19 protein-coding genes are annotated in these 20,365 nt (G+C 70.4%); 8 read left to right on the forward strand and 11 right to left on the reverse strand.

The window, feature by feature from the left end; genetic code table 11:
- Positions 1-26: 26 nt before the first annotated feature.
- Complete coding sequence (locus ACEN96_RS22235) at positions 27-989, forward strand: hypothetical protein (RefSeq protein ID WP_495585207.1); 963 nt, start codon at positions 27-29, stop codon at positions 987-989.
- A 572-nt stretch (positions 990-1,561) separates the two neighbouring features.
- Here the strand turns inward: ACEN96_RS22235 and ACEN96_RS22240 are convergent.
- From ACEN96_RS22240 to ACEN96_RS22270, 7 genes are all read right to left on the reverse strand, one after another.
- Positions 1,562-2,791 carry an MFS transporter gene (locus ACEN96_RS22240; RefSeq protein ID WP_495585208.1) on the reverse strand — a complete coding sequence of 410 codons (1,230 nt, stop codon included), beginning with the start codon at positions 2,789-2,791 and terminating at the stop codon, positions 1,562-1,564.
- Complete coding sequence (locus ACEN96_RS22245; RefSeq protein ID WP_495585209.1) at positions 2,788-4,140, reverse strand: DNA recombination protein RmuC; 1,353 nt, start codon at positions 4,138-4,140, stop codon at positions 2,788-2,790. Before ACEN96_RS22245 ends, ACEN96_RS22240 begins: the two co-directional genes overlap by 4 nt.
- Positions 4,141-4,153: 13 nt before the next feature.
- Entirely contained in the window at positions 4,154-5,137 is a 984-nt protein-coding gene (locus ACEN96_RS22250) for a 2-hydroxyacid dehydrogenase (protein WP_495585210.1), read from the reverse strand.
- Positions 5,138-5,259: 122 nt separating this feature from the next.
- A complete protein-coding gene (locus ACEN96_RS22255) occupies positions 5,260-5,979 on the reverse strand; it encodes a nitroreductase (RefSeq protein WP_495585211.1) in 720 nt (239 codons plus the stop codon).
- On the reverse strand, positions 5,976-6,422 hold the full coding sequence (locus tag ACEN96_RS22260) for an acyl-CoA thioesterase (RefSeq protein ID WP_495585212.1): 447 nt from the start codon (positions 6,420-6,422) through the stop codon (positions 5,976-5,978). Before ACEN96_RS22260 ends, ACEN96_RS22255 begins: the two co-directional genes overlap by 4 nt.
- A gap of 46 nt (positions 6,423-6,468) precedes the next feature.
- Positions 6,469-6,942, reverse strand: a complete 474-nt coding sequence (locus ACEN96_RS22265; protein WP_495585213.1) for a cupin domain-containing protein — start codon at positions 6,940-6,942, stop codon at positions 6,469-6,471.
- A 29-nt stretch (positions 6,943-6,971) separates the two neighbouring features.
- On the reverse strand, positions 6,972-7,919 hold the full coding sequence (locus tag ACEN96_RS22270; RefSeq protein WP_495585214.1) for a histone deacetylase family protein: 948 nt from the start codon (positions 7,917-7,919) through the stop codon (positions 6,972-6,974).
- Positions 7,920-8,108: 189 nt separating this feature from the next.
- Here ACEN96_RS22270 and phaP point away from each other — a divergent pair, with 189 nt between their 5' ends.
- Positions 8,109-8,666, forward strand: coding sequence for a TIGR01841 family phasin (phaP, locus tag ACEN96_RS22275; RefSeq protein WP_495585215.1), 558 nt, complete (start codon positions 8,109-8,111; stop codon positions 8,664-8,666).
- A 100-nt stretch (positions 8,667-8,766) separates the two neighbouring features.
- On the opposite strand, the gene ACEN96_RS22280 is transcribed toward phaP, so the two are convergent.
- On the reverse strand, positions 8,767-9,522 hold the full coding sequence (locus tag ACEN96_RS22280; protein WP_495585216.1) for a TetR/AcrR family transcriptional regulator: 756 nt from the start codon (positions 9,520-9,522) through the stop codon (positions 8,767-8,769).
- 247 nt (positions 9,523-9,769) lie between these two features.
- Between ACEN96_RS22280 and ACEN96_RS22285 the strand changes: the two genes are divergently transcribed.
- A complete protein-coding gene (locus ACEN96_RS22285; protein WP_495585217.1) occupies positions 9,770-10,357 on the forward strand; it encodes a YdeI/OmpD-associated family protein in 588 nt (195 codons plus the stop codon).
- A gap of 93 nt (positions 10,358-10,450) precedes the next feature.
- The gene (locus ACEN96_RS22290) at positions 10,451-11,569 is read left to right on the forward strand and encodes a hypothetical protein (protein ID WP_495585218.1); all 1,119 of its coding nucleotides are present in this window, start codon (positions 10,451-10,453) and stop codon (positions 11,567-11,569) included.
- Positions 11,570-11,635: 66 nt separating this feature from the next.
- Here ACEN96_RS22290 and ACEN96_RS22295 read toward each other — a convergent pair whose 3' ends face one another.
- Positions 11,636-12,616: a patatin-like phospholipase family protein gene (locus ACEN96_RS22295; protein ID WP_495585219.1), complete on the reverse strand. Its 981-nt coding sequence runs from the start codon at positions 12,614-12,616 to the stop codon at positions 11,636-11,638.
- 78 nt (positions 12,617-12,694) lie between these two features.
- On the opposite strand from ACEN96_RS22295, the gene ACEN96_RS22300 reads away from it, so the two are divergent.
- The gene (locus ACEN96_RS22300; protein WP_495585220.1) at positions 12,695-15,166 is read left to right on the forward strand and encodes a penicillin acylase family protein; all 2,472 of its coding nucleotides are present in this window, start codon (positions 12,695-12,697) and stop codon (positions 15,164-15,166) included.
- Between the two features lie 55 nt (positions 15,167-15,221).
- On the opposite strand, the gene pncB is transcribed toward ACEN96_RS22300, so the two are convergent.
- Positions 15,222-16,436 carry a nicotinate phosphoribosyltransferase gene (gene pncB, locus ACEN96_RS22305; protein WP_495585221.1) on the reverse strand — a complete coding sequence of 405 codons (1,215 nt, stop codon included), beginning with the start codon at positions 16,434-16,436 and terminating at the stop codon, positions 15,222-15,224.
- Positions 16,437-16,549: 113 nt separating this feature from the next.
- Between pncB and ACEN96_RS22310 the strand changes: the two genes are divergently transcribed.
- Complete coding sequence (locus tag ACEN96_RS22310) at positions 16,550-17,689, forward strand: hypothetical protein (protein WP_495585222.1); 1,140 nt, start codon at positions 16,550-16,552, stop codon at positions 17,687-17,689.
- A gap of 61 nt (positions 17,690-17,750) precedes the next feature.
- On the forward strand, positions 17,751-18,578 hold the full coding sequence (locus tag ACEN96_RS22315) for a hypothetical protein (RefSeq protein ID WP_495585223.1): 828 nt from the start codon (positions 17,751-17,753) through the stop codon (positions 18,576-18,578).
- Positions 18,579-18,602: 24 nt separating this feature from the next.
- Here ACEN96_RS22315 and ACEN96_RS22320 read toward each other — a convergent pair whose 3' ends face one another.
- Complete coding sequence (locus ACEN96_RS22320) at positions 18,603-19,028, reverse strand: Lrp/AsnC family transcriptional regulator (RefSeq protein WP_495585224.1); 426 nt, start codon at positions 19,026-19,028, stop codon at positions 18,603-18,605.
- 239 nt (positions 19,029-19,267) lie between these two features.
- On the opposite strand from ACEN96_RS22320, the gene ocd reads away from it, so the two are divergent.
- On the forward strand, positions 19,268-20,335 hold the full coding sequence (gene ocd, locus ACEN96_RS22325; protein WP_495585225.1) for an ornithine cyclodeaminase: 1,068 nt from the start codon (positions 19,268-19,270) through the stop codon (positions 20,333-20,335).
- Positions 20,336-20,365 lie beyond the last annotated feature (30 nt).

Here is a 20,365-nt window from a genome sequence, read left to right on the forward strand (position 1 = left end):
CCCTCGGCCACGCGACGGAGACCGCCATGCGTTCCTTCCCGCACGTTCCGCACTTCGACAAGGCCCATCGCCACCAGAAACACCCGGCTCCGCCGCATGGCGCGATGTTCTGGCTCGCGCATGCGGCAGTGCTGCTGGCCTTGCTGTTGATCGCCACCGAGGTCAACGCCCAGCAGGGCGCGGGCCTGCGCGCGCAATACGAACAGCTGGAGCCGCAGCTGAGCCGCAGCCCCTTTCAGCGGCCCATCATGTTGAGTTCGGTGGATGACACCGAGCACCCAACCGGCGAGATGCATGCGGTCGTGCAGCACGGCTTCGCGACGCTCGCCGGGGCGCTGCGCAGCGCCGACGCCTGGTGCGAGTTGCTGACGCTGCCGGCCAACGTGAAACGCTGCGTGGTCGATGACGATCCGGCGCCCGGGGCGCTGCTGCACATGGCGGTCGGCCGCAAGTTCGACCAGCCCATCGAGGATGCCTACGCGCTGGACTTCAACTTCCAGGTGGTCGCGGCGCAGCCGCAATACCTGCTCGTCGAGATGAGCGCGGCCAAGGGGCCGATGGGCACCAGCCAGTACCGGCTGACGCTGGAGGCCGTGCCGCTGGACGCGCGGCGCTCGTTCGTGCGGCTGCGCTATGCGTACGTGAACAACCTCGCCGCGCGGGTCGCGACCAGCGCCTACCTGGCCACCAGCGGGCGCGACAAGGTCGGGTTCACGATCGTCGGTCGCGATCGCGACGGCGGGCCGCGATATGTCGGCGGCATCCAGGGCATCGCGGAACGCAACACGATGCGCTATTTCCTCGCGATCGAGTCCTACCTCGACACGCTGTCGGCGCCGGCCGAACAGCGGCTCGACAAGCGGCTGCGGGACTGGTTCGCCGCGACGGAGCGCTATCCGCGTCAGCTCCATGAGCAATCGCTGGAGGAATACATCGCGATGAAGCACAAGGAAGCGCGCCGGCAGGTGGCGGTCGCGCCGGGTGGGTGAGGCTGCCGGTCCTCTCTCGCCCGCGAGCGGGCGATGGGTACTCGATCCTTTTCTTACCCCCTCGCGGGGGGCGAGGGAGTTCGTGCCGGCAGCGCTCGCTCCTTCTTACCCCCTCGCCCCAGCGGGGAGAGGGAGGGGAGAGGGGGCTCGTGCCACAACGCTGCTGCCCTTCGAAGCACCCCCTCTCCCCTGCCCTCTCCCCCCTCGCGGGGGGCGAGGGAGTTCGTGCCGGCAGCGCTCGCTCCTTCTTACCCCCTCGCCCCAGCGGGGAGAGGGAGGGGAGAGGGGGCTCGTGCCACAACGCTGCTGCCCTTCGAAGCACCCCCTCTCCCCTGCCCTCTCCCCCTCGCGGGGGGCGAGGGAGTTCTTGCCGGCAGCGCTCGCTCGTTCCTACACCCTCGCCCCAGCGGGGCGAGGGAGTTCTTGCGCAAGGCAAGTGCGGGCAGCCCTTTCTTACACCCTCTCCCGCGAAGTGGGAGAGGGAGGGGTGAGGGCCAGCGGCGGTGGCAGTACAGGAGCGCTGCACAGGGTTGCTCTCCCGCAAGCGGACGGACGTAGAAGCAGCACCGCCCTCAGCGCGCCGATGAGGCCCCGAGCTCGCGCGCGGCGAACTGCGCCCCGATGAGGATCGACGCCATCAGCCACAGCGGAGCCACCGCCACGCTGGCCGCCGCCAGCGCGCCGAATCCCAGCGGCATCGCCACCGTCGCGCCGTTCGCCGCCAGCATGCGCAGGCCCAGCGCCTGACCATGCCGGTCCGGCGGCGTGACCTGATGCATCGTCGCGAGCACCATCGGCTGCACCGCGCCCAGCGCCAGCCCGAGCACCGCCGAGCCCAGCATCAGCCCCAGCGTCCCCGGCAGCCACGCATAGACGATCAAGGTCACCGTCGCGATCATCATCGCCGCGCGCAGCGCCTTGACCTCGTCCAGGCGATGAGCCCAGCGCACGATGGCCAGCCGCACCAGCGTCGCCGCGGTCGCGAAGCTGCCCAGCACCAGCCCGATGCTGGACGCCGACAAGCCCCTCGCATGCCCCACCACCGGCACGACGAAGCTGTGCGCGTCCCAGCAGGACGACATCGCGACGTTGACGATCAACAGGTTGCGCAGCCCCCGATCGCGCAGCAGGTCCCAGGCGGGGCGCGGCTTGGCGGACGAGTCCGCATGGCGCGGCGGTCTCCTGGGCACGCGCCGCGCGACGGCCCACGCCGCCAGCGGCAGCAGCGTCGACAGCACCATCGCAGCCGTGAAGCCGGCGGTGTCGATGACGATGCCCGTGATGACCGGCGCCAGCGCGTTGGACAGCGCCGGCCCCAGCGCCACCCAGCTGAACACCCGCTTGAGCTGCGACGCGTCGGTCGCCATCAACCCGGCCTCGCGCTGGATCGCGACGGCGGACACCGCGACGGCGCCGCCACACAGCAGGCAGCCCACCGCGAGCAGCCAGAGCCAGCCCATCACCTGCGCGGCCAGCGCCAGCACCGCGCCGCTGAAGGCCATCGCCACGCCGATGCCCACCGGCCGGTGGAAGCCATGGCGGTCCGTCAGCCGGCCCGCCCACAGCGACAGTCCGAGCGGCGCGACCGCGAACAGGCTCAGCAGCACGCCGACGAAACCACCGCCGTAGCCCTCGTGCAGCACCCACAGCGTGGCCGACACCCGCGTCGTCGCCATGCAGGCATGGACCGCGACCAGCGAGGCGATGACCGCCGCGAATCCCGCGTCCAGGCCCGTGTAGCCGGCCGCCGCCGCGCTCGTGCCGGCGGCCGCGGGTGCGGGTCCCGGCGCGTCGCCGCTCATCCGGCCACGCCTTCCTCGTCAGCGGCCTGTCCGAGCCGGAGCACCCGCGTCATCTGGTCCTCCGGCAGCGCCTCGACGGTCTTGAGCCGGCGCGTCATCGCGCGCGTCCGGACCTCGGCGGCATCGATGGTGTTGCTCGCTTCCTCGAGCTTCTTCTTCGTCTTCGCCAGCACCTCGCCGAACTTGCCGAACTCCGTCTTCACCGCCGACAGCACCTCCCACACCTCGGCCGAGCGCTTCTCCAGCGCCAGCGTGCGGAACCCCATCTGCAGGCTGGACAGCGTCGCCAGCAGCGTCGTCGGGCCGACCAGCATCACCTTGTGCTCGCGCTGCAGCGCCTCGGTCAGGCCGGGGCGGCGCAACGCCTCGGCGTACAGGCCCTCGGTGGGCAGGAACAGCAGCGCGAAGTCGGTCGTGTGCGGCGGGCCCAGGTATTTCTCGCGGATGGTCCGGGCCTCCAGCCGCAGCCGCGTCTCGATCGCGCGCGCCGCCTGCTCGGCCGCGGGCGCGTCGGCGCGCTCCTGCGCGTCGACCAGGCGCTCATAGTCCTCGCGCGGGAACTTCGCGTCGATCGGCAGCCAGATCGGCTGGCCGTCGTCGCGCTGGCCGGGCAGCTTCAGCGCGAACTCCACGCGCGCGCCGGTGCCGGGCAGCGTCTCGACATTGGCCGCGTACTGCTCCGGCGTGAACACCTGCTCCAACAGCGCCGCCAGCTGCACCTCGCCGAAGATGCCGCGCGTCTTCACGTTGGTCAGCACCCGGTTCAGCGAGCCGACATCGCGCGCCAGCGTCTGCATCTCGCCCAGGCCCCGGTAGACCTGCTCCAGCCGCTCGGCCACCTGCTTGAAACTCTCGCCCAACCGCTGCTCCAGCGTCGCGTGCAGCTTCTCGTCGACGGTCGCCCGCATCTGCTCGAGCTTCTTCTCGTTGTCCTGCTGGATCGCCTGCAGCCGCGCCTCGACGCTGCGGCGCGTCTCGGCCAGGCCCGCCTCGTTGCGCTGCGCCAGCGCCTGCAACTGCTCAGTCAGCAGCGTGGCCGTGCGCGCGGCGGCGGCGTCCTGCGCCTCGCGTCCGCGCGCGGCCTGCTGGGCCAGCGCCTGCTGGAACTGCGTCAGCGTGCCCAGCAGCTCCTGCCGCAGGCCGCTGTTGCCGCGGCCCATCTCGTCGCGCAGCGCGCGCTCCAGGCGCTCCATGCGCTCCTCCGACCGCTGCATCAGCGGCGCCAATTCCGCCGCCGCGCCGCCCCCGCCCTGCCGCCGCGCCGCGATCAACACGGCGATCGACACGGCGATCAGCACGACCAGGATCAGGCCCGAGAGGACCAGCTGCAGCACATCGGGAAAAGCCATGCGTGCGATTCTCTCAGCGCGCGAGCACCTCGGGATTCAAGGCCGTGGGCGGCACGCCGCCGGTGAGCGCCGCGATCAGGTTGTCGACCGCGAGGTCGCTCATCGCGCGCCGCGTCGCGATCGTGGCGCTGGCGATGTGCGGCGTCAGCACGACGTTGCGGCAGGCCAGCAGGTCCGGATGCACGGCGGGCTCGCCCTCGAACACGTCCAGGCCCGCGGCGGCGATGGTGCCCGCCTGGAGCTCGGCCGCCAGCGCGGCGTCGTCGACGACGCCGCCGCGCGCGATGTTGGTCAGCGTCGCGGTCTTCTTCATCAGCCGCAGCTCGCGCTGGCCGATCAGGTGGTGCGAGGACGCGCTGTACGGGACCACGATGACCAGATGGTCGGCGCGCCGCAGCAGCTCGTCCTTCTCGACCCATTGCGCGCCCAGCGGCGCTTCCTCGCCGGCCGGCAGGCGCGAGCGGTTGTGATACAGCACCGGCATGCCGAAGCCCAGGTGGCCGCGGCGCGCGATCGCCGCGCCGATCCGGCCCATGCCCAGCACGCCCAGCGTCGCGCCATGCACGTCGGCGCCGGCGAACATCGTCACCGACCATTCGCGCCACTCGCCGCGGCGCAGGAAGTGTTCGCTCTCGGTGATGCGGCGCGCGGTCGCCATCATCAGCGCGAAGCCGAAGTCGGCGGTGGTCTCGGTCAGGACGTCGGGCGCGTTGCTCACCAGCACGCCGCGCGCGGTGCAGGCCGCGACGTCGATGTTGTTGTAGCCCACCGCCATCGTGCACACGGCCTTCAGGTCCGGGCAGGCGTCGAGCAGCTTCTGGTCGATGCGGTCGCCGCCGGCGATGTACGCGCCGGCCTTGCCCTGCAGGCGGCGGATCAGCTCGTCCTGCGGCCAGCCCAGGTCGCTGTCGTTGGCCTCCACCTCGAAGTGCGGGCGCAGCCGGTCGACGATGTCGCCGAAGGTCTTGCGGGCCACCAGGACGCTGGGCTTGCTCATGGACGATCTCCTAGCCGGGGAATCGCCAACTGTATGCAGCGCGGCCTCCTTCGCGGCCCGGCAGTGCCGCGCCGCAGCCGAGGATCGCCCAGGACGTGGCGCGCGCGCCGCGCCGGTTCAGCTCACTCGAGGAAGCGCGTGAACGCGGCGACGGCCTCGCGCTCGGTGACCAGCGTGTTCTCGACCGCCGACGGATCCGCGTAGCCCAGCGACATGCCGCACACCAATTGCTGCTGCGGCGCCAGGCCGAGCTCCTCGGCGATGACGCGGTGGAACTGCGTGAAGGCGGCCTGCGGGCAGGTGTGCAGGCCGCGGCCGCGCGCGGCGATCATCAGGTTCTGCAGGAACATGCCGTAGTCCAGCCAGCTGCCCTGCTGCATCACGCGGTCGATGGTGAACATCAGGCCCACCGGCGCGTCGAAGAAGCGGTAGTTGCGGCCGTGCTGCTCGTGCATGCGCAGCTTGTCGCCCTTGGTGATGCCCAGCAGGCCGTACAGGTCCCAGCCGACCTTGCGGCGGCGGTCGATGTAGGGCGAGATCCACTCGCGCGGGTAGTAGGCGTACTCCTCGCCATGGGTGGCGAGTTCCTCCGGGTCGTCGTAGACGGACTGGATGCGCGCCACCAGGCGGTCCTTGGCCGCGCCGGTCAGCACGTGCACCTGCCACGGCTGCGTGTTGGTGCCCGAGGGCGCGCGCGCCGCGACGGCCAGCAGCTCCTCGATCAGCGCGCGCGGCACCGGCGTGGGCAGGAAGGCGCGCATCGAGTGGCGCGTCACGATGGCCGCGTCGACGGCGGCGGTCTGCTCGGGCGTCGGCGGGACGAAGGGATCGGGGAAGGTCATGACATCTCCAGGGCGGCGAGCGCCTTCAGGTGGGACGCGGGCAGCGCGGCCACCGGGCGGCGCGTCTCGCGGTCCACGTAGACATGGACGAAGTGTCCCCTGGCGGCGCACAGCGGCTCGCCCTCGGCGAACAGGCCGATCTCGTAGCGCACGCTGGAGCGGCCGCGGCTGGCCACGCGCAGGCCGGCCTCGACCGCCTGCGGGAAGGCCAGCGATGAAAAGAAATTGCAGCGGGTCTCGACCACCAGGCCGATGACCTCGCCGCGCTCGAGGTCGAGCGCGCCCTGCTCGATCAGGTGGCGGTTCACCGCCGTGTCGAACAGCGAGTAATAGACGACGTTGTTCAGGTGGCCGTACGCGTCGTTGTCCATCCAGCGCGTGGGCACCGGGATGAAGCGGGCGAAGGCGGCGCGCGGCTCGGGGCCGGGGCGGTCGGTACTCATGGGCGGCGATTCTTCCACCGCCGCCGCCGGCCCGGTGTCGCGCCGGCTACTCCGGGTGCTCGCCCGAACCGCGCACGACGGTGTTGGACGCCGTTCCGCGCGGGACGATGTCGAGCAGCGTGAAGATCACCGGCTCCTTGCCGAGGGTCTGGCCGAAATGCCACTCGCCGATGGACTCCGCGATCACTTCGCCGGCCTTGAGGATCCGCTTCCTGCCGGTCTCCGGCTGCACGACCTCGATCTCGCCCTGGACGAGCCAGCCGTAGCGCGGATAAGGGTGGCGGTGGACCGGCAGGCTGGTGCCGGGCGCGATCGTCAGGCGGCTGAACACGGCCGCGCAGTCCGCCGGCCATTGGATCGGCTGCTGGGTCCAGGTCGTGGCGAACAGGCCCGCCTCGGCCAGCAGGCGGGCCTTCTCGGCCCCCGGGAACTCCCCGGATGCGACGACGCTGCTCTGGCACATGACGGGCACCGGGCGCTCGGCGGGCGGCGCGGGCGGGGTGTCGGCGGACAAGGGCATGGCGGTGGGTTCCGGCAGTGGAAAGCGCCTCAGTGTGGCGGAATGTCCCGCCAGCGCATCCAGCATTGCGTCGCGGCATCGAGCGTCCGGACCTGCACCTCCACCGTGGTATTGAGGTCCTCCCCGTAGCCGCCCGCCATGGTCAGCGCGACCGGGATGCGGCGCTCGAACAGCGCGTCCAGCACGATCCGGTCGCGGCGCAGCAGCCCGTCGGCGCTGAGCTTGAGCCGGCCCAGGCGGTCCCCTTCATGCGGATCGGCGCCGGCCAGGTAGAACGCCAGCCCTGGCGGCCGGCCGGCCAGGCGCCGCCAGACCTCGGCCAGCGCCTCCTGCAGCGCGGCCAGGTAGACCGCGTCGCCGCAGGCGTCGGGCAGGCCGACATCCAGGTCGCTCGCCTCCTTGCGGAAGGGGAAGTTCTTCTCCCCGTGCAGCGACAGCGTGAAGACGCTGTCGTCGTCCCGGAAGATGGCCGCGGTGCCGTTCCCCTGATGCACGTCGAGGTCGACGACCAGCACCTGCAACCCCGGCCGGCCAGGATGGCGGCGATGCCATCGCGCCTGCATCAGCCGCGCCGCCACCGCGACGTCGTTGAACACGCAGAAGCCGCTGCCCTTGTCCGCCTGGGCGTGGTGCGTTCCGCCCGCCAGGCTCGCCGCGACGCCCTCTTCCAGTGCGGCGCCCGCCGCCGCGATGGTCGCGCCGACCGAGCTCAGCGAGCGCAGCGGCAGCCCCGGCGCCCAGGGGAAGCCGATCTCGCGCTGGGCGGCCGGGCTCAGCGTGCCCTGCATCACCGCGTCGATGTAGTCCGGCGTGTGGACCAGCGCCAGCGCCTCGCGATCGGCCGGCTCCGCGACCCGCAGGCGCATCAGGCCCGGCGCGCGCTCCACCCGCTCGCGCAGCATCTGGTATTTCGACTGCGGGAAGCGATGCCCTGGAGGCAGGGCCAGGGTCAAATGGTCGTAATGGAAGGCGAGCATGGTGCGGACCCTAGCAGAGCGGGTCCGGACCGCCCCCGGAGCCTGTTTTGCTGCAATGCACAAAAAGTGCTTGCAATCGTTGATCACACTCCTATACTGACCTCATGCTGCACCGCAACAAAGGTGTGGCGACGGCTCTCAGCCTGCCGCGTGTTCCTGGCTGACGACATTCCTCAAGGAGATCCCGCAATGCTGACCGCTGACCAAGTGCTCGACCAACAAAAGAATCTGCAAGCCTCGTTCTTCGGCCTGACCGCCAAGGCTTTCGAAGGCTACGAAAAGCTGGTCGAACTGAACCTGCAGGTCGCCAAGACTGCGCTCGGCGAAGTCGCCGAGACCGCGCAGCAGGCGATCGCGGTCAAGGACCCGCAGGAACTGTGGGCCCTGCAGGCCTCGCTGCTGCAGCCGACCGCCGAAAAGGCCGTGGCCTACAGCCGCCACCTGTACGACATCGCCTCGTCGACCTCGTCCGAATTCGTCCGCCTGGCCGAGGCGCAAGTCTCCGACGCGCAGCAGAAGTTCGGTGCCGTCGTCGACAACGCGACCAAGAACGCCCCGGCTGGCACGGAAAATGCTGTAGCTTTGGTGAAGTCGGCGGTGGCTGCGGCCAACAACGCTTACGAAAGCCTGCACAAGGCCGCCAAGCAAGCCTCCGAAATCGCTGAATCGAATTTCAACGCCGTGACCAGCACGGCGGTGAAGGCGACCCAGAACGCCACCCGCGGCGCCAAGCGCGCCACGGCCTGAGCGAACGACAGTTGCCGTAACGGTTGTCTCCTCGGTACCCACGGAAGCTTGGCTTCCCAAGTGCCCTTCAAGCCCAGCCCTTCGCTGGGCTTCTTTTTTTTCAGCCGGAGCTGGTCCGCAGCGCCGGCGCTTCTTCCGCCGGTCCGCCCGCCTGGGTGGTGGAGGCGGCTGCCGGCGCCGGCGCGCCGCCGGCCGTCAGCCGGCCGACCTGCTCCGCCACGTCGCGCAGCACGCCCTGCACGGTGAACTCGCGCAGCGCCTCGCGATCGAACAGCGGGTAGCGCGGCAGGCCGATCACCATCATCAGATAGCCCATGACCCGCACCGACATCTGGTCGCACATCGTGCGGATCGCGGCCTCGTCGGGTTCGACGCCATCGGGCGCGCAGGCGGCCACGCGTTCGCGCATCAGGCCGAGCAAGCGGTTGTAGACGGGCTGCTGCGACTGGCCGATCTCGTCCAGCGTGCCCGTCTGCGTCAGCGACATGTAGATCATGCGGAACTGCTCGGGATGGCGTTCCCAGAAGTCCAGCAGGCACCGGGTGTGGGCTTCCAGCACCTTTCGGGGGCCCCGCTGCCCCTTGGAGGCGTCGAGCAACTCGTCGGTCAGCGACTCGAACACCTCGATCCACAGCCCGTCCAGCAAGGCTTTCTTGCTTTCGAAGTAGCTGTAGATGGCCATGGTCGAGATCCCCAGCTCCTGCGCCAGCCGGCGCATGCTGAGCGCCTCGACGCCCTCGTCGCGGTAGATCTTGCGGGCGCGCTCAAGCATCTCGCGCTTGAGCGCCGCCATCTCGGCGGGCCCGCGGCGCAGCCGGGGCCGCTCGCGGCCGGGATCCTGGTCAGTGTTTGACACGGCGTTCCTGTCCCAAAAGTTATTGTCGGCGTACGTTATCCCAGCCGCAATGAGCTTGAATCCTCACCAACCCTGGGTGCAACTGCCGTGCATCAAGCGCCGTACAAGTACGGCCGGCGGCAAGCCAGGGGGCCGGTCTTGCCCTCGCGGTGCGCGGCGCGGCGCGGCGCAATTGCGGCTGCAGTTCTCCGAGGGCAATGCGCGCGCCAGCGCGTCCGGCAAGATCGGCCGGGCATACTCCGGCCCCATGGCCGCCCGCACACCGATCTTCTTCGCCAGCGCCGCCGAGTTCCGCGCCTGGCTCGACGAGCACGCCGCCACCGCCACCGAGGTCGTGGTCGGTTTCCACAAGCGCGCCACGGGCACGCCCAGCATCGACTGGCCGGAGTCGGTGGACGAGGCGCTGTGCCACGGCTGGATCGATGGCGTGCGCACCCGCATCGACGACAAGCGCTACAAGATCCGCTTCACGCCGTGCAAGGCGGTGTCGATCTGGAGCGCGGTGAACATCGCCCGCGCCGAGGCGCTGATCCAGGAAGGCCGGATGAAGCCGGCGGGTCTGGCGGCGTTCGAACGCCGGCAGGAGGAGCGTTCGCGCCCGTCTTCGGCGTATTCGGCGTATTCGTTCGAGCAGCCCAAGGAACTGGTGGAGCTGTCGCCGGCGCACGAGGTCATCTTCATGCGCGACGCGCAGGCGTGGGCGTTCTTCCAGGCGCAGCCCGACGGCTACCGGCGCACCAGCGTCTGGCACATCCTCAGCGCCAAGAAGCCCGAGACGCAACTCGCGCGGCTGAACAAGCTGATCGAGGCGAGCGCGCGCGGCGAACGGCTCTGACGCCGCCGCTGTCGCCGGCGCTCCGGAGTTGTCATGCGCACTCGATGCGCATGACTACTGATCGGACCTCTTCATTGCCTTGGAGGTCCGCGCATGCGCAGACACCTTCCCCTTTCCGATCCGCGGCGTACCGTCCGGGTCGCGATGCTCGCCATCACACTCTCCACAGCAGCCTCTTACGCTTTCGCCGACCCCGCCACTTCGGCCCAATCGCTTCCGACCGAATGGAAGCAATGGAACGGTCATCACTATCGACTCGAAGCGGACGGGCATCTCAGCGCCTACAGCGAGAACAGCGCCAAGTCGCAACGCAGCATCAACGCTCCGCAGGCGCAGAAGGAGCAGCCGCTGCTTTGCAATGAGGCTCGATGGGGGGGCGCCTCGCACAAGCGCACGGGATACAAGAAGACCGGCCACTGGTGCAACTCGGCATACGCCAACCTATTCGCGAAGTGGGTGGATCTCTCCGAGTTCGGGTACCCACACTACCTGTCTAGAACGCTCGGAGGCGACGTCATGTGCCTGTCCACCGACGGCGTGACTTGCAAGCCCGCGGGCGAGGTCAAGCTGCCGCTGCCCGCTGGCGAGGAGATCAAGCCGCTCGTCTGCGGCCGCACGCTGGTCGCGACGATGGGCTTCACCGGCTACGAGCGGGACCGCAAGAATCATTGGTGTCAGTCCTTGATCGCGCTTTCGGAAGATCCTGGCGAACTACTCCGACTGGACGAACCAGACATGCAGGCGTACTACGGCCGGCCCGTGATGATGCGCACTGTGGATATGCCCCGCTGGGACAAAGGCGATCGAATCGCCATCGTGACCCAGGTCTCGGCGCCGTCGAACAGGGGGCTGGAGCTCGCTTTGGTGGGCCGGTCGATGGCACGGGACGCCGACTTGAGCCAGTGTCTGGACCATGCCCAATCCCACCGCACCTTGACGGTGAGATTCAGGGGAAATTTTCGGGACCTCGTCGTCGATTGCACCTACGGCTGGCCGAACTTGGGCAAGACAGCGGCGGCCTCGACGACGCCTGATGCCGAGCTGAAAATGGCCCGCTTCCCGACGCAACGGTTCACGCCGCAAGTCACCTCGACCGCATATGAGGCTGACCCGTCTGAAAAGATGAACAGATTCGTGATGCGGGCTCGCGATCAACTCGAACGAGGACTGTTTTTCGCTGTCCGGGAGCATCCTTCCGTCGTCAGGCCATGAAGGTTGACGACGGCGCGGCGGATCGGCCGCACAGCGACGGTGCCGGCGTGCGCGGGAATTCCAGCATCACCGCGTCTTCGCCGCGATCTTCCTTCTGATCTCCGGCAGCATCGCCGTCGCGACCTCGCGCCCCAGCGCGATGGCGCGGCGGCGCGTCGTGAAGTCGGCGCCGCTGAAGCCGTCCAGCTTCGGCCGCAGCACCACGTCGGCGCCCTGCAGCTCGTACTGGTTGATCGACTTGCCCATGATCGAGAAGGTCTGCATCAGCATGCGCATCGCGTCGCCCGGGATCTTGGGATCGGGCGGCTCGCCGATGTCGACGGCGATGACCAGTTCCGCCCCCATCTGCCGCGCGAAGCGCACCGGCACCGGCGCCACCAGCCCGCCGTCGACGTACTCGCGGTTGCCGATCTTGACCGGCTGGAACACCGCCGGCACCGCGCTCGACGCGCGCACCGCGGTGCCCACGTCGCCCTGCCGGAACAGGATCGGCGAGCCATCGCCCAGGTCCGTCGCGACGATGCCCAGCGTCAGCGGCAGCTGCTCCAGCCCGCGTCCGCCCGTCATCTGCCGCACGTAGCGCGCCAGCGCCTCGCCGCGGATCAGGCCGCGCATCGGGAAGGTCCAGTCGGTGATCGCGCCTTCGTCCATCTGCTCGGCCACCGCCTGCAGCTCCTTGCCCGAACGCCCCGCCGCGTACAGCGCACCGACCAGGCTGCCCGCCGAGGTGCCGCACACCAGGTCGACCTTGATGCCGTTCTCCTCCAGCACCTGGATCACGCCGATGTGCGCGAAGCCGCGCGCCGCGCCGCCTCCCAGCGCCAGACCCAGGCGCGGCGGCTTGGGCACCGGCTTGGGCGTGACCGGCGCCGGCAGGTCGGGGTCGGGTGTTGTCACGACCGGCGGCTGCGCCGCCGGCCCGAAGGTGGTGCAGCCGCTCAGGGCGGTCAGGCCGAGCGCCCCGGCGGCGCTCAGCCAGCGGCGGCGGGAGGCCATCGGCGGCAGCGCCGGCGCGGGCTTGATAAGGTCGCGATCGTCTGAAGACATGGCGCGGGATTCTAGGGAAACGCTGTAGCAGTCCTGTTGCACTGCGCACGCACAATCCCGCCCCAATCAGGAGAACTCATGAGTCGAGAGAGCGCGCTGCGGCGCTGGACGGTCCGCGGCCTCATCGGCCTGCCGCTGCTGCTGATCGCCGCGGCGATCGGCATCTGGGCCTCGGTGCGCGCAAGCCTGCCGCAGCTCGACGGCGACGCCGCGATCCCCGGCCTGAGCGCGCCGCTCAGCCTGGGCCGCGACGAGCGCGGCACGCTGGTGGTCGAGGGCCGCACGCGGCTGGACGTGGCGCGCGGACTGGGCTTCGCGCATGCGCAGGAACGCTTCTTCGAGATGGACCTGACGCGCCGCTCGGCGGCCGGCGAGCTGTCGGCGCTGTTCGGCGAGAAGGCGCTCGAGCGCGACCGCGGGCGCCGTGTGCACCGGCTGCGCGCGCGGCTGACCGACCGCTTCGAGCAGCTCTCCAGCGAGGACCGGCTGCTGCTGCTCGCCTACACCGAGGGCGTCAACGCCGGCCTGCACGCGCTGCCGATGCGCCCGTGGCAATACCTGCTGCTGCGCGCCAGGCCGCAGGACTGGACACCGGTCGATTCACTGCTCGTGATCGCGGAGATGTACTTCATGCTGCAGTCCGGCAGCTACGAGGTCGGCTTCGAGCGCGCGGTGCTGCGCGAGCGCGCCGGCGATGCCGTCTTCGAATGGCTGCATCCGCGCGGCGGCCGCTGGGACGCGGCGCTCGACGGCAGCCAGATGCCCCCGCCGCCGATCCCGGCGCCGGAGCAGCTCGACGTGGGGCGCAAGGCCGAGGCGCCTTCCGCTCCGTCCGCCCCTTCTGCCCCTTCTGCGCCCGCCAGCGGGCCGCTCGGCCGCTCGGGCGCGGCCTCGGCGGCGCTGCTGCGGCCGACCGACGACGACGATGCCGCCGGCGAGGACAGCGCGGGCCCCGGCCCGGGCGGCGGCGGCGAGCGGCCGGTGCTGGGCAGCAACAACTGGGCGGTGGCGGGCTCGCGCACCACGCACGGCGGCGCGATCCTGGCCGACGACATGCACCTGGGCCTGGGCGTGCCCAGCATCTGGTATCGCGCGCAGTTCCAGATCGGCGCCGGCCCCACCGGCCTGCGCGCGGCCGGCGTGACGCTGCCCGGCCTGCCGGCGCTGGTGGCCGGCACCAACGGCCACGTGGCCTGGGGCTTCACCAACGCCTACGGCCAGTGGTACGACTGGGTCGAAGTGCCGCGCGACGCCAGGCTGGTGACCCGCACCGAGACCATCGAGGTGCAGGGCCGTCCCGCGGTGACGATGGAGGTGCGCGAGCTCGACGGCGCGCCCATCGTGGCCGAGGACGGCCCGCGCCGCTTCGCGCTGCACTGGATCGCGCACGAGGGCGCGGCCTTCAACCTGGACGCGGACCGGATGCTGGGCGTGAAGCATGTCAGCGAGGCGCTGGCCGTCGCGCAGCGCGCCGGCATGCCGCATCAGAACTTCCTGGCCGCCGATCGCGACGGCCAGATCGGCTGGACCGTCGCCGGCCGGCTGTGGGCGCAGCCGGGCCTGCCGCAGGTCTATGGCCGCTTCGTCCCGCCGTCGGCGATGCGCAAGGACTGGCTCGATCCGGACCGCGCGCCGCAGGTGCTGTCGCCGGCGCGCGGCCAGCTCTGGACCGCCAACAACCGCCAGCTCGAAGGCGCGGCCGGCGAGCTGCTGGGCGATGGCGGCTTCGACCTCGGCGCCCGCGCCCAGCAGATCCGCGACCGCCTGTCGGAGCGCGAGAAGCACGATGAGGCCTCCATCGGCGCGATCCACGCGGACGACGAGGCGCGCTTCATGAAGACCTGGGCGGCGCGCCTGCTCGCCGCGGCACGTGCCGACGCCGGCACGCATCCGACGCACAAGGCCTTCGTGCAGCTGCTCGAGAACTGGAACGGCCGCGCCGAGGCGGATTCGGCCGCCTACCGGCTGGTGCGCCAGGCGCGCCTGCGCGTGCTGGACACGCTGTGGACCGCCTGGACGCTGCCCTCGCTGGGAGAGAAGCAGCTCGATCCAAAGCGCCGCATCCGCTGGCGCGGCCAGTTCGAGTACAGCGTCGCGCGCGCCGTCGACGAGCGTCCGATGCATCTGCTGCCGGCGGCCTACGCCAGCTGGGACGCGCTGCTGCTGGCGCAGCTGGATGACGCGGCGCGGGAGATCGCGCCGGATGGCAACCTCGGCGCGGCCACCTGGGGCGCGCAGAACGCCAGCCAGATCCAGCATCCGCTGGCCAAGGCGATCCCGCTGCTGTCGCGCTGGCTGGACATGCCCTCGGTGCCGCAAGGCGGCGACAGCAACATGCCGCACGTGGCGGGACCCGCCTTCGGGCAGTCGGAGCGGCTGGTCGTCTCACCCGGCCGCGAGGAACAGGGCTGGCTGTCGATGCCCGGCGGGCAGAGCGGGCATCCGATGTCGCCCTTCTACGGCGCGGGGCACCAGGACTGGGTCGAGGGCAAGCCCACGCCGCTGCTGGCCGGGCCGGTGATCCACCGCATCACCGCGCACCGGGACTGAGCGCCGCACTGAGCGCCGGCCCGGGCGCCGGATCGGGCGCCGGATCGGGCGCGGTTCAGCCCGGCGGCGCCACCTTGAACACCTGGCGCAGGTAGGCCAGGAAGGTCTGGTCCTCGCACATGGTCTTGCCGGGGCTGTCGGACAGCTTGGCCACCGGCTGGCCGTTCACGTGCGTGAGCTTGATGACGATGTTCAGCGTCGGCAGGCCCATGTCGTTGCTGAGCTTGGTGCCGATGCCGAAGCCCAGCTGGACGCGGTCCGCGAAGTGGCGGTACAGCGCCAGCGCCTTGGACATGTCGAGCGCGTCCGAGAACACCAGGCGCTTGGTGCTGGCGTCGATGCGCAGCCGGTCGTAGTGCGCCAGCGCCTTCTCGCCCCACTCGACCGGATCGCCCGAGTCGTGGCGCAGGCCGTCGAAGAGCTTGGCGAAGTACAGGTCGAAGTCGGCCAGGAAGGCGTCCATCGAGATCACGTCGGTCAGCGCGATGCCCAGGTCGCCGCGGTACTCCTGCACCCAGTCCTCGAGCGCCGCCTTCTGGTGGTCGCGCAGCCGCACGCCGGTGGCCTGGTAGGCCTGCAGGTACTCGTGCGCCATCGTGCCGATCGGCACCAGGCCGAGTTCCTTGGCCAGCAGCACGTTGGACGTGCCGCGGAAGGTCTCGGGCAGTTCGTCCCGCAGCGTGCGCAGCACCTCGGCATGCCAGGCGCCGGAGAAGCGCCGCCGCAGGCCGAAGTCGAAGAACTGGAACGGATGGCGGCGCGGCGCCTCGTCGCGCGCGAAGGCGCGCAGGGCCTCGACCTTCCGCGCCAGGCGGCGCCGGCCCTCCTCGATCGCGGGGCCCTGGTCGAAGCGGCGGAAGTACAGCTCGTTGACCATCGCCAGCACGAAGATCTCGAAGCCCATCACATGCACCTGCGGGCCGCGCACGACGATGTCGAGCCTCTCGCCGTCCGCGCGCACCGAGATGAAGTCGCGCTGGAAGCGGAAGATGCGCAGCAGGTCGATGAAGTCGGGCTTCATGAAGCGCAGGCCGCGCAGGTACTCGAGCTCGTCGGGCTGGAAGGTCAGCGAGCACAGGTGGTCGATCTCGCGCTCCAGGTCGGACACCAGCTCGGCGAGCGGGTACTGCGGCGTGTTGCGGCAGGCGAAGCGGTACTCGGCCTGCGCCTGCGGATGGCGATGCAGCATGGCCTGCCACATCGTGAACTTGTAGAGATCGGTCTCCAGCAGGCTGCGGATCACCGGGGCGTGGGTCGAGGGGCGGCTCATGGGCGGGGACTGTACCCGCGAGGGCCATGGCCGTGCCGGAGCGAGGTTGTCATGCTCACTCGCTTGGCACGCGGCACCCAGCGGGCTTCTTCATCGCTCACAGGAGCCCTTCGATGCAGTTCTTCCCCCTTCCCGCCGCGATGGCGGCCGCGCTGATGCTGGCCGGCTTCCAGGCCCACGCCAAATCCGATCCAGTCGACGAGCCGCCAGCGGCGACCGAGACGCCGGTTCGCGCGTCGGCCTGGAAAGCCTTCGAGGGTCAGTCCTATCGCATCGAGGCCGACGGCAACCTCAGCTGCTACAGCGAGGACGGCCAGCATTGCAAGCGCGGGACTCCTGCCGCGGACGAAACGCTCGTCAAGCCGCTGGCCTGCGGCGCGGCATACGCGGACAAGCACAGCGGCGTCACGGGCTATGACCAGACCGACCACTGGTGCAACGTCGCCTACGCCAATCTCTTCGCGAAGTGGCAGAACTACGAGATGCTGGGGTATCCCGCCCTGCTGTCGAAGACGCCGAACAACGACCCGATGTGCATGTCGGCCAACGGCACGGATTGCGAGCGGAGCAACGGCGAACGCACGCCCGCGCCAGGTCGGTCCATCAAACCGGTGGTGTGCGGCACGGCCCTCCTCAAGACCGGATCACGCATCACCGGATACGAGCCGGAGCAGGCGGGCCACTGGTGTCAGAGCCGCGAGATCGTGGCCTCGGCGGACACGCACCCCCTGCTCGAGGACCGGTCCGGGGACGCCAGCCTGTTCGTCTTGTCCACCCGACTCCCCGTCTGGACGGCTCAGGACAACCCTGAGTTCCTGGTACGGGGCGTCTCGAACAGATCCCGGCTGCCGTACTTCCTGGCCGTCGATCGCGACGGAAGGGGAGCCCTCATCGATCGAGTCGATGTCACGCCGTACACCGCGTTCACCGTGGGCCTCCTCCATTTCCTCACCGTCCCTCCTCACGTTCACGCTTTGCCCGCCTCGGGTACCCCGGGGTACTTCATGGCGTTCACCGCCGAACAAGGCAGCGACGGGTCCTGGCCGCTAGCCGCTTCGCTGCGGAGCATGGTGGCGGAAGGTGGTTGGGATGGAAGACGAGGGAACTCCTGGCGCGAAATTCACGTGAGCCCGCTGCCTTCGTTCTTGAACCAGCCGAACTCGCTGTCGCTCCATTACGGCCCACGTTCTGGCATTGAGATGCTGCCGCCCGACTTCGTGATGACCCTGCCTCGCAAGAAGCCCCGCTACTGAGCGCCCGGCTTCGCGCCGGCTCGGCGATGATGCGCGCTGCCTTCATCGCATCGAACGCTCCGTGCCTCACGCCGCCGACCCGATCCGCCGCTTCCTTGCCGCCGCGCTCCTGGGCGCGGCGGCCGCCGTTCGCGCGCAGGTGCCCATCGCGATCGAATCGCCGCCCAAGCCGGACGCGGCGATGAAGCTGGTCTACGGCGGCAACACCTGGCGCGATGCGCGCGTCGCGGCCTTCTTCGGCGGGCGCTCGCCGACGCTGCGCGCCGATGTCCGCGAGGTTTTCCGCGGCCGCTATGTCGAACAGGACGTCGAGAAGCTGATGCTCGTCTACCAGTTGACACCGGGCCCGCGCGAGCAGTTCCGCTGCGCCGGCTGCGTGCCCGCGCTCGGCGCCGCCGTGCTGGCCGCCGACGAGCAGGGCCGGTGGAAGCTGCGCGCCAAGGGCCTGCTGCTGATGCCGGGCGCGCCGGGCTCCGGCGACGAGGACCTCCAGCTGCTGCAGATCGCCGACGAGCGTTGGCTGCTGCGCAGCCGCCGTTACGACATCGACCGCGGCCGCGAGAGCCGCGCCGAGCGCCTGATCCTGGAACGCGACGGCGAACTGCAGCTCGCGGCCGAGCTCGGCTTCGACGGCAAGCCGGGGCCGCTCGCCTGTGGCGCGGGCGCGGCGCCGCAGACCTCCGGCGTCAGCGTGCTCAGCCCGGGGCGCGGCCCGCGCGTGGAGATCGTGCTGCGCTTCAACGAAGGCCCCTGCCCGTCCCCGCGGCCCGTGGTGCAGCGCACCCGGCTCGAACTGCGCGACGGCCGCTTCGAGCTTGAGCCGGACCGCCCCGAACCGGACGACGACGCGCCCGCCGCCCCGCCTTCGCTCTCGTCCGCCCGCCGCTGAGGCCGCCGGCCACCGCGCGGCGGCTCAGCCCAGCTTGTAGGTCTGCAGGTGGATGCTGGTCTCGGTCGCGCCGATGCCCTTGATCAGGCGCACGCGCTCCAGGATCTCGGCCAGTTCGTTGAGGTTGTCCGCGCGCAGCTCGGCCAGCAGGTCCCAGCGGCCGTTCGTGTCGAACAGGCCCGCCACGCCCGGCTCGCCGAGCAGGATGCCCACCACCTCGCGCGTGCGGTTGCCCTCGACGGCGATGCTCATCCAGGCGGTGATGTGCGGCTGCGCCACGTCGGCCCGCAGCTTCACCGTGTAGCCGACGATCTGGCCGCTGTCCTCCAGCCGCGTCAGCCGGTTGGTCACCGTCCCTCGCGACACCTTCAGCTTGTGCGCCAGCGTGGCGATGCTCTCGCGCGCGTTCTGGCGCAGCAGCGCGATCAATTGATGGTCGAGCGTGTCCATGTCGTCCAACCTCTCCCGGCCCTGCAGGCCGCGGCGGGGCGCACCATCGTGGCGCGGCGCGCGGCGGCCCCGCCTGATTCGCGCGCAGAGCGCCCTGGGTTAACCCTGATTTCACGGCATAACGGCAGCGGATGCTGACGAAATGCTCAATGGGCTTTAATTATTGATCAGTTCTCTGGCTTCCTGCTGACGGCCTGGATTCGAAGAATGGAGCCATTCCAACAGCCATGAGACTGCCGATGACGACCCGCCTGCTCCTCACGCCCGACGTCGCCCGCGTCGTCCGCCAAGACGGCCTGGCCGAGAGCCTGAAGACCCTCGCCCGCTACATCGCCGACGACTACGTCCGGTGGAGCCAGTTCGACAAGAGCGCCCGCGTCGCCAACCACTCCGACGACGGCGTGATCGAGCTGATGCCGATCTCCGATGCGTCGCTGTACAGCTTCAAGTACGTCAACGGTCACCCCAAAAACCACCGCGTGGGCCTGCCCACCGTCATGGCTTTCGGCGTGCTCGCCGACGTCGCCACCGGCACGCCGACCCTGCTCTCGGAGCTGACGCTCAGCACCGCGCTGCGCACCGCGGCCACCTCGGCGCTGGCCGCGCAGCAGCTGGCCCGTCCGGGCTCGCGCAAGATGGCACTGATCGGCAACGGCGCGCAGAGCGAGTTCCAGGCCCTGGCCTTCCATCACCTGCTGGGCATCGACGAGATCCGCCTGTTCGACGTCGACCCGGCCGCCACCGACAAGCTGGTCCGCCACCTGTCGCGCATCGAGGGCCTGACACTGGTCCGCTGCCGCGACACCGCCGAGGCGGTCCGCGGCGCCGACATCGTCACCACGGTCACCGCCGACAAGCGCAACGCGACCATCCTCACGCCCGGGATGGTCGAGCCCGGCATGCACATCAACGGCGTCGGCGGCGACTGCCCCGGCAAGACCGAGCTGCATCGCGGCGTGCTGGAACAGGCCAGCGTCTTCGTCGAGTACGAGCCGCAATCGCGCATCGAAGGCGACCTGCAGCAGATGCCGGCGGACTTCGCGGTCACCGAGCTGTGGCGCGTACTGCGCGGCGAGGCCGCCGGCCGGCGCTCGGCGGACGAGGTCACGGTGTTCGATTCGGTCGGCTTCGCGCTGGAGGATTTCGCGACGCTGCGCTGGCTGGGTGACCGCGCCCAGGCGCTGGGCCTGGGCCGAGAGCTGGCGCTGGTGCCGGACATGGCCGACCCGAAGGACCTGTTCGGCGAACTGGGACTGCCGGCCGCGCCGCAAGGCGTGCCGGCGCAGACCGCCGCGCTCGCCGTCTGAAAGCGGACGCGGCCCGGCGCGCGCTCTTAA

It is taken from the genome of Roseateles sp. Mitsp63 (genome assembly GCF_059491535.1).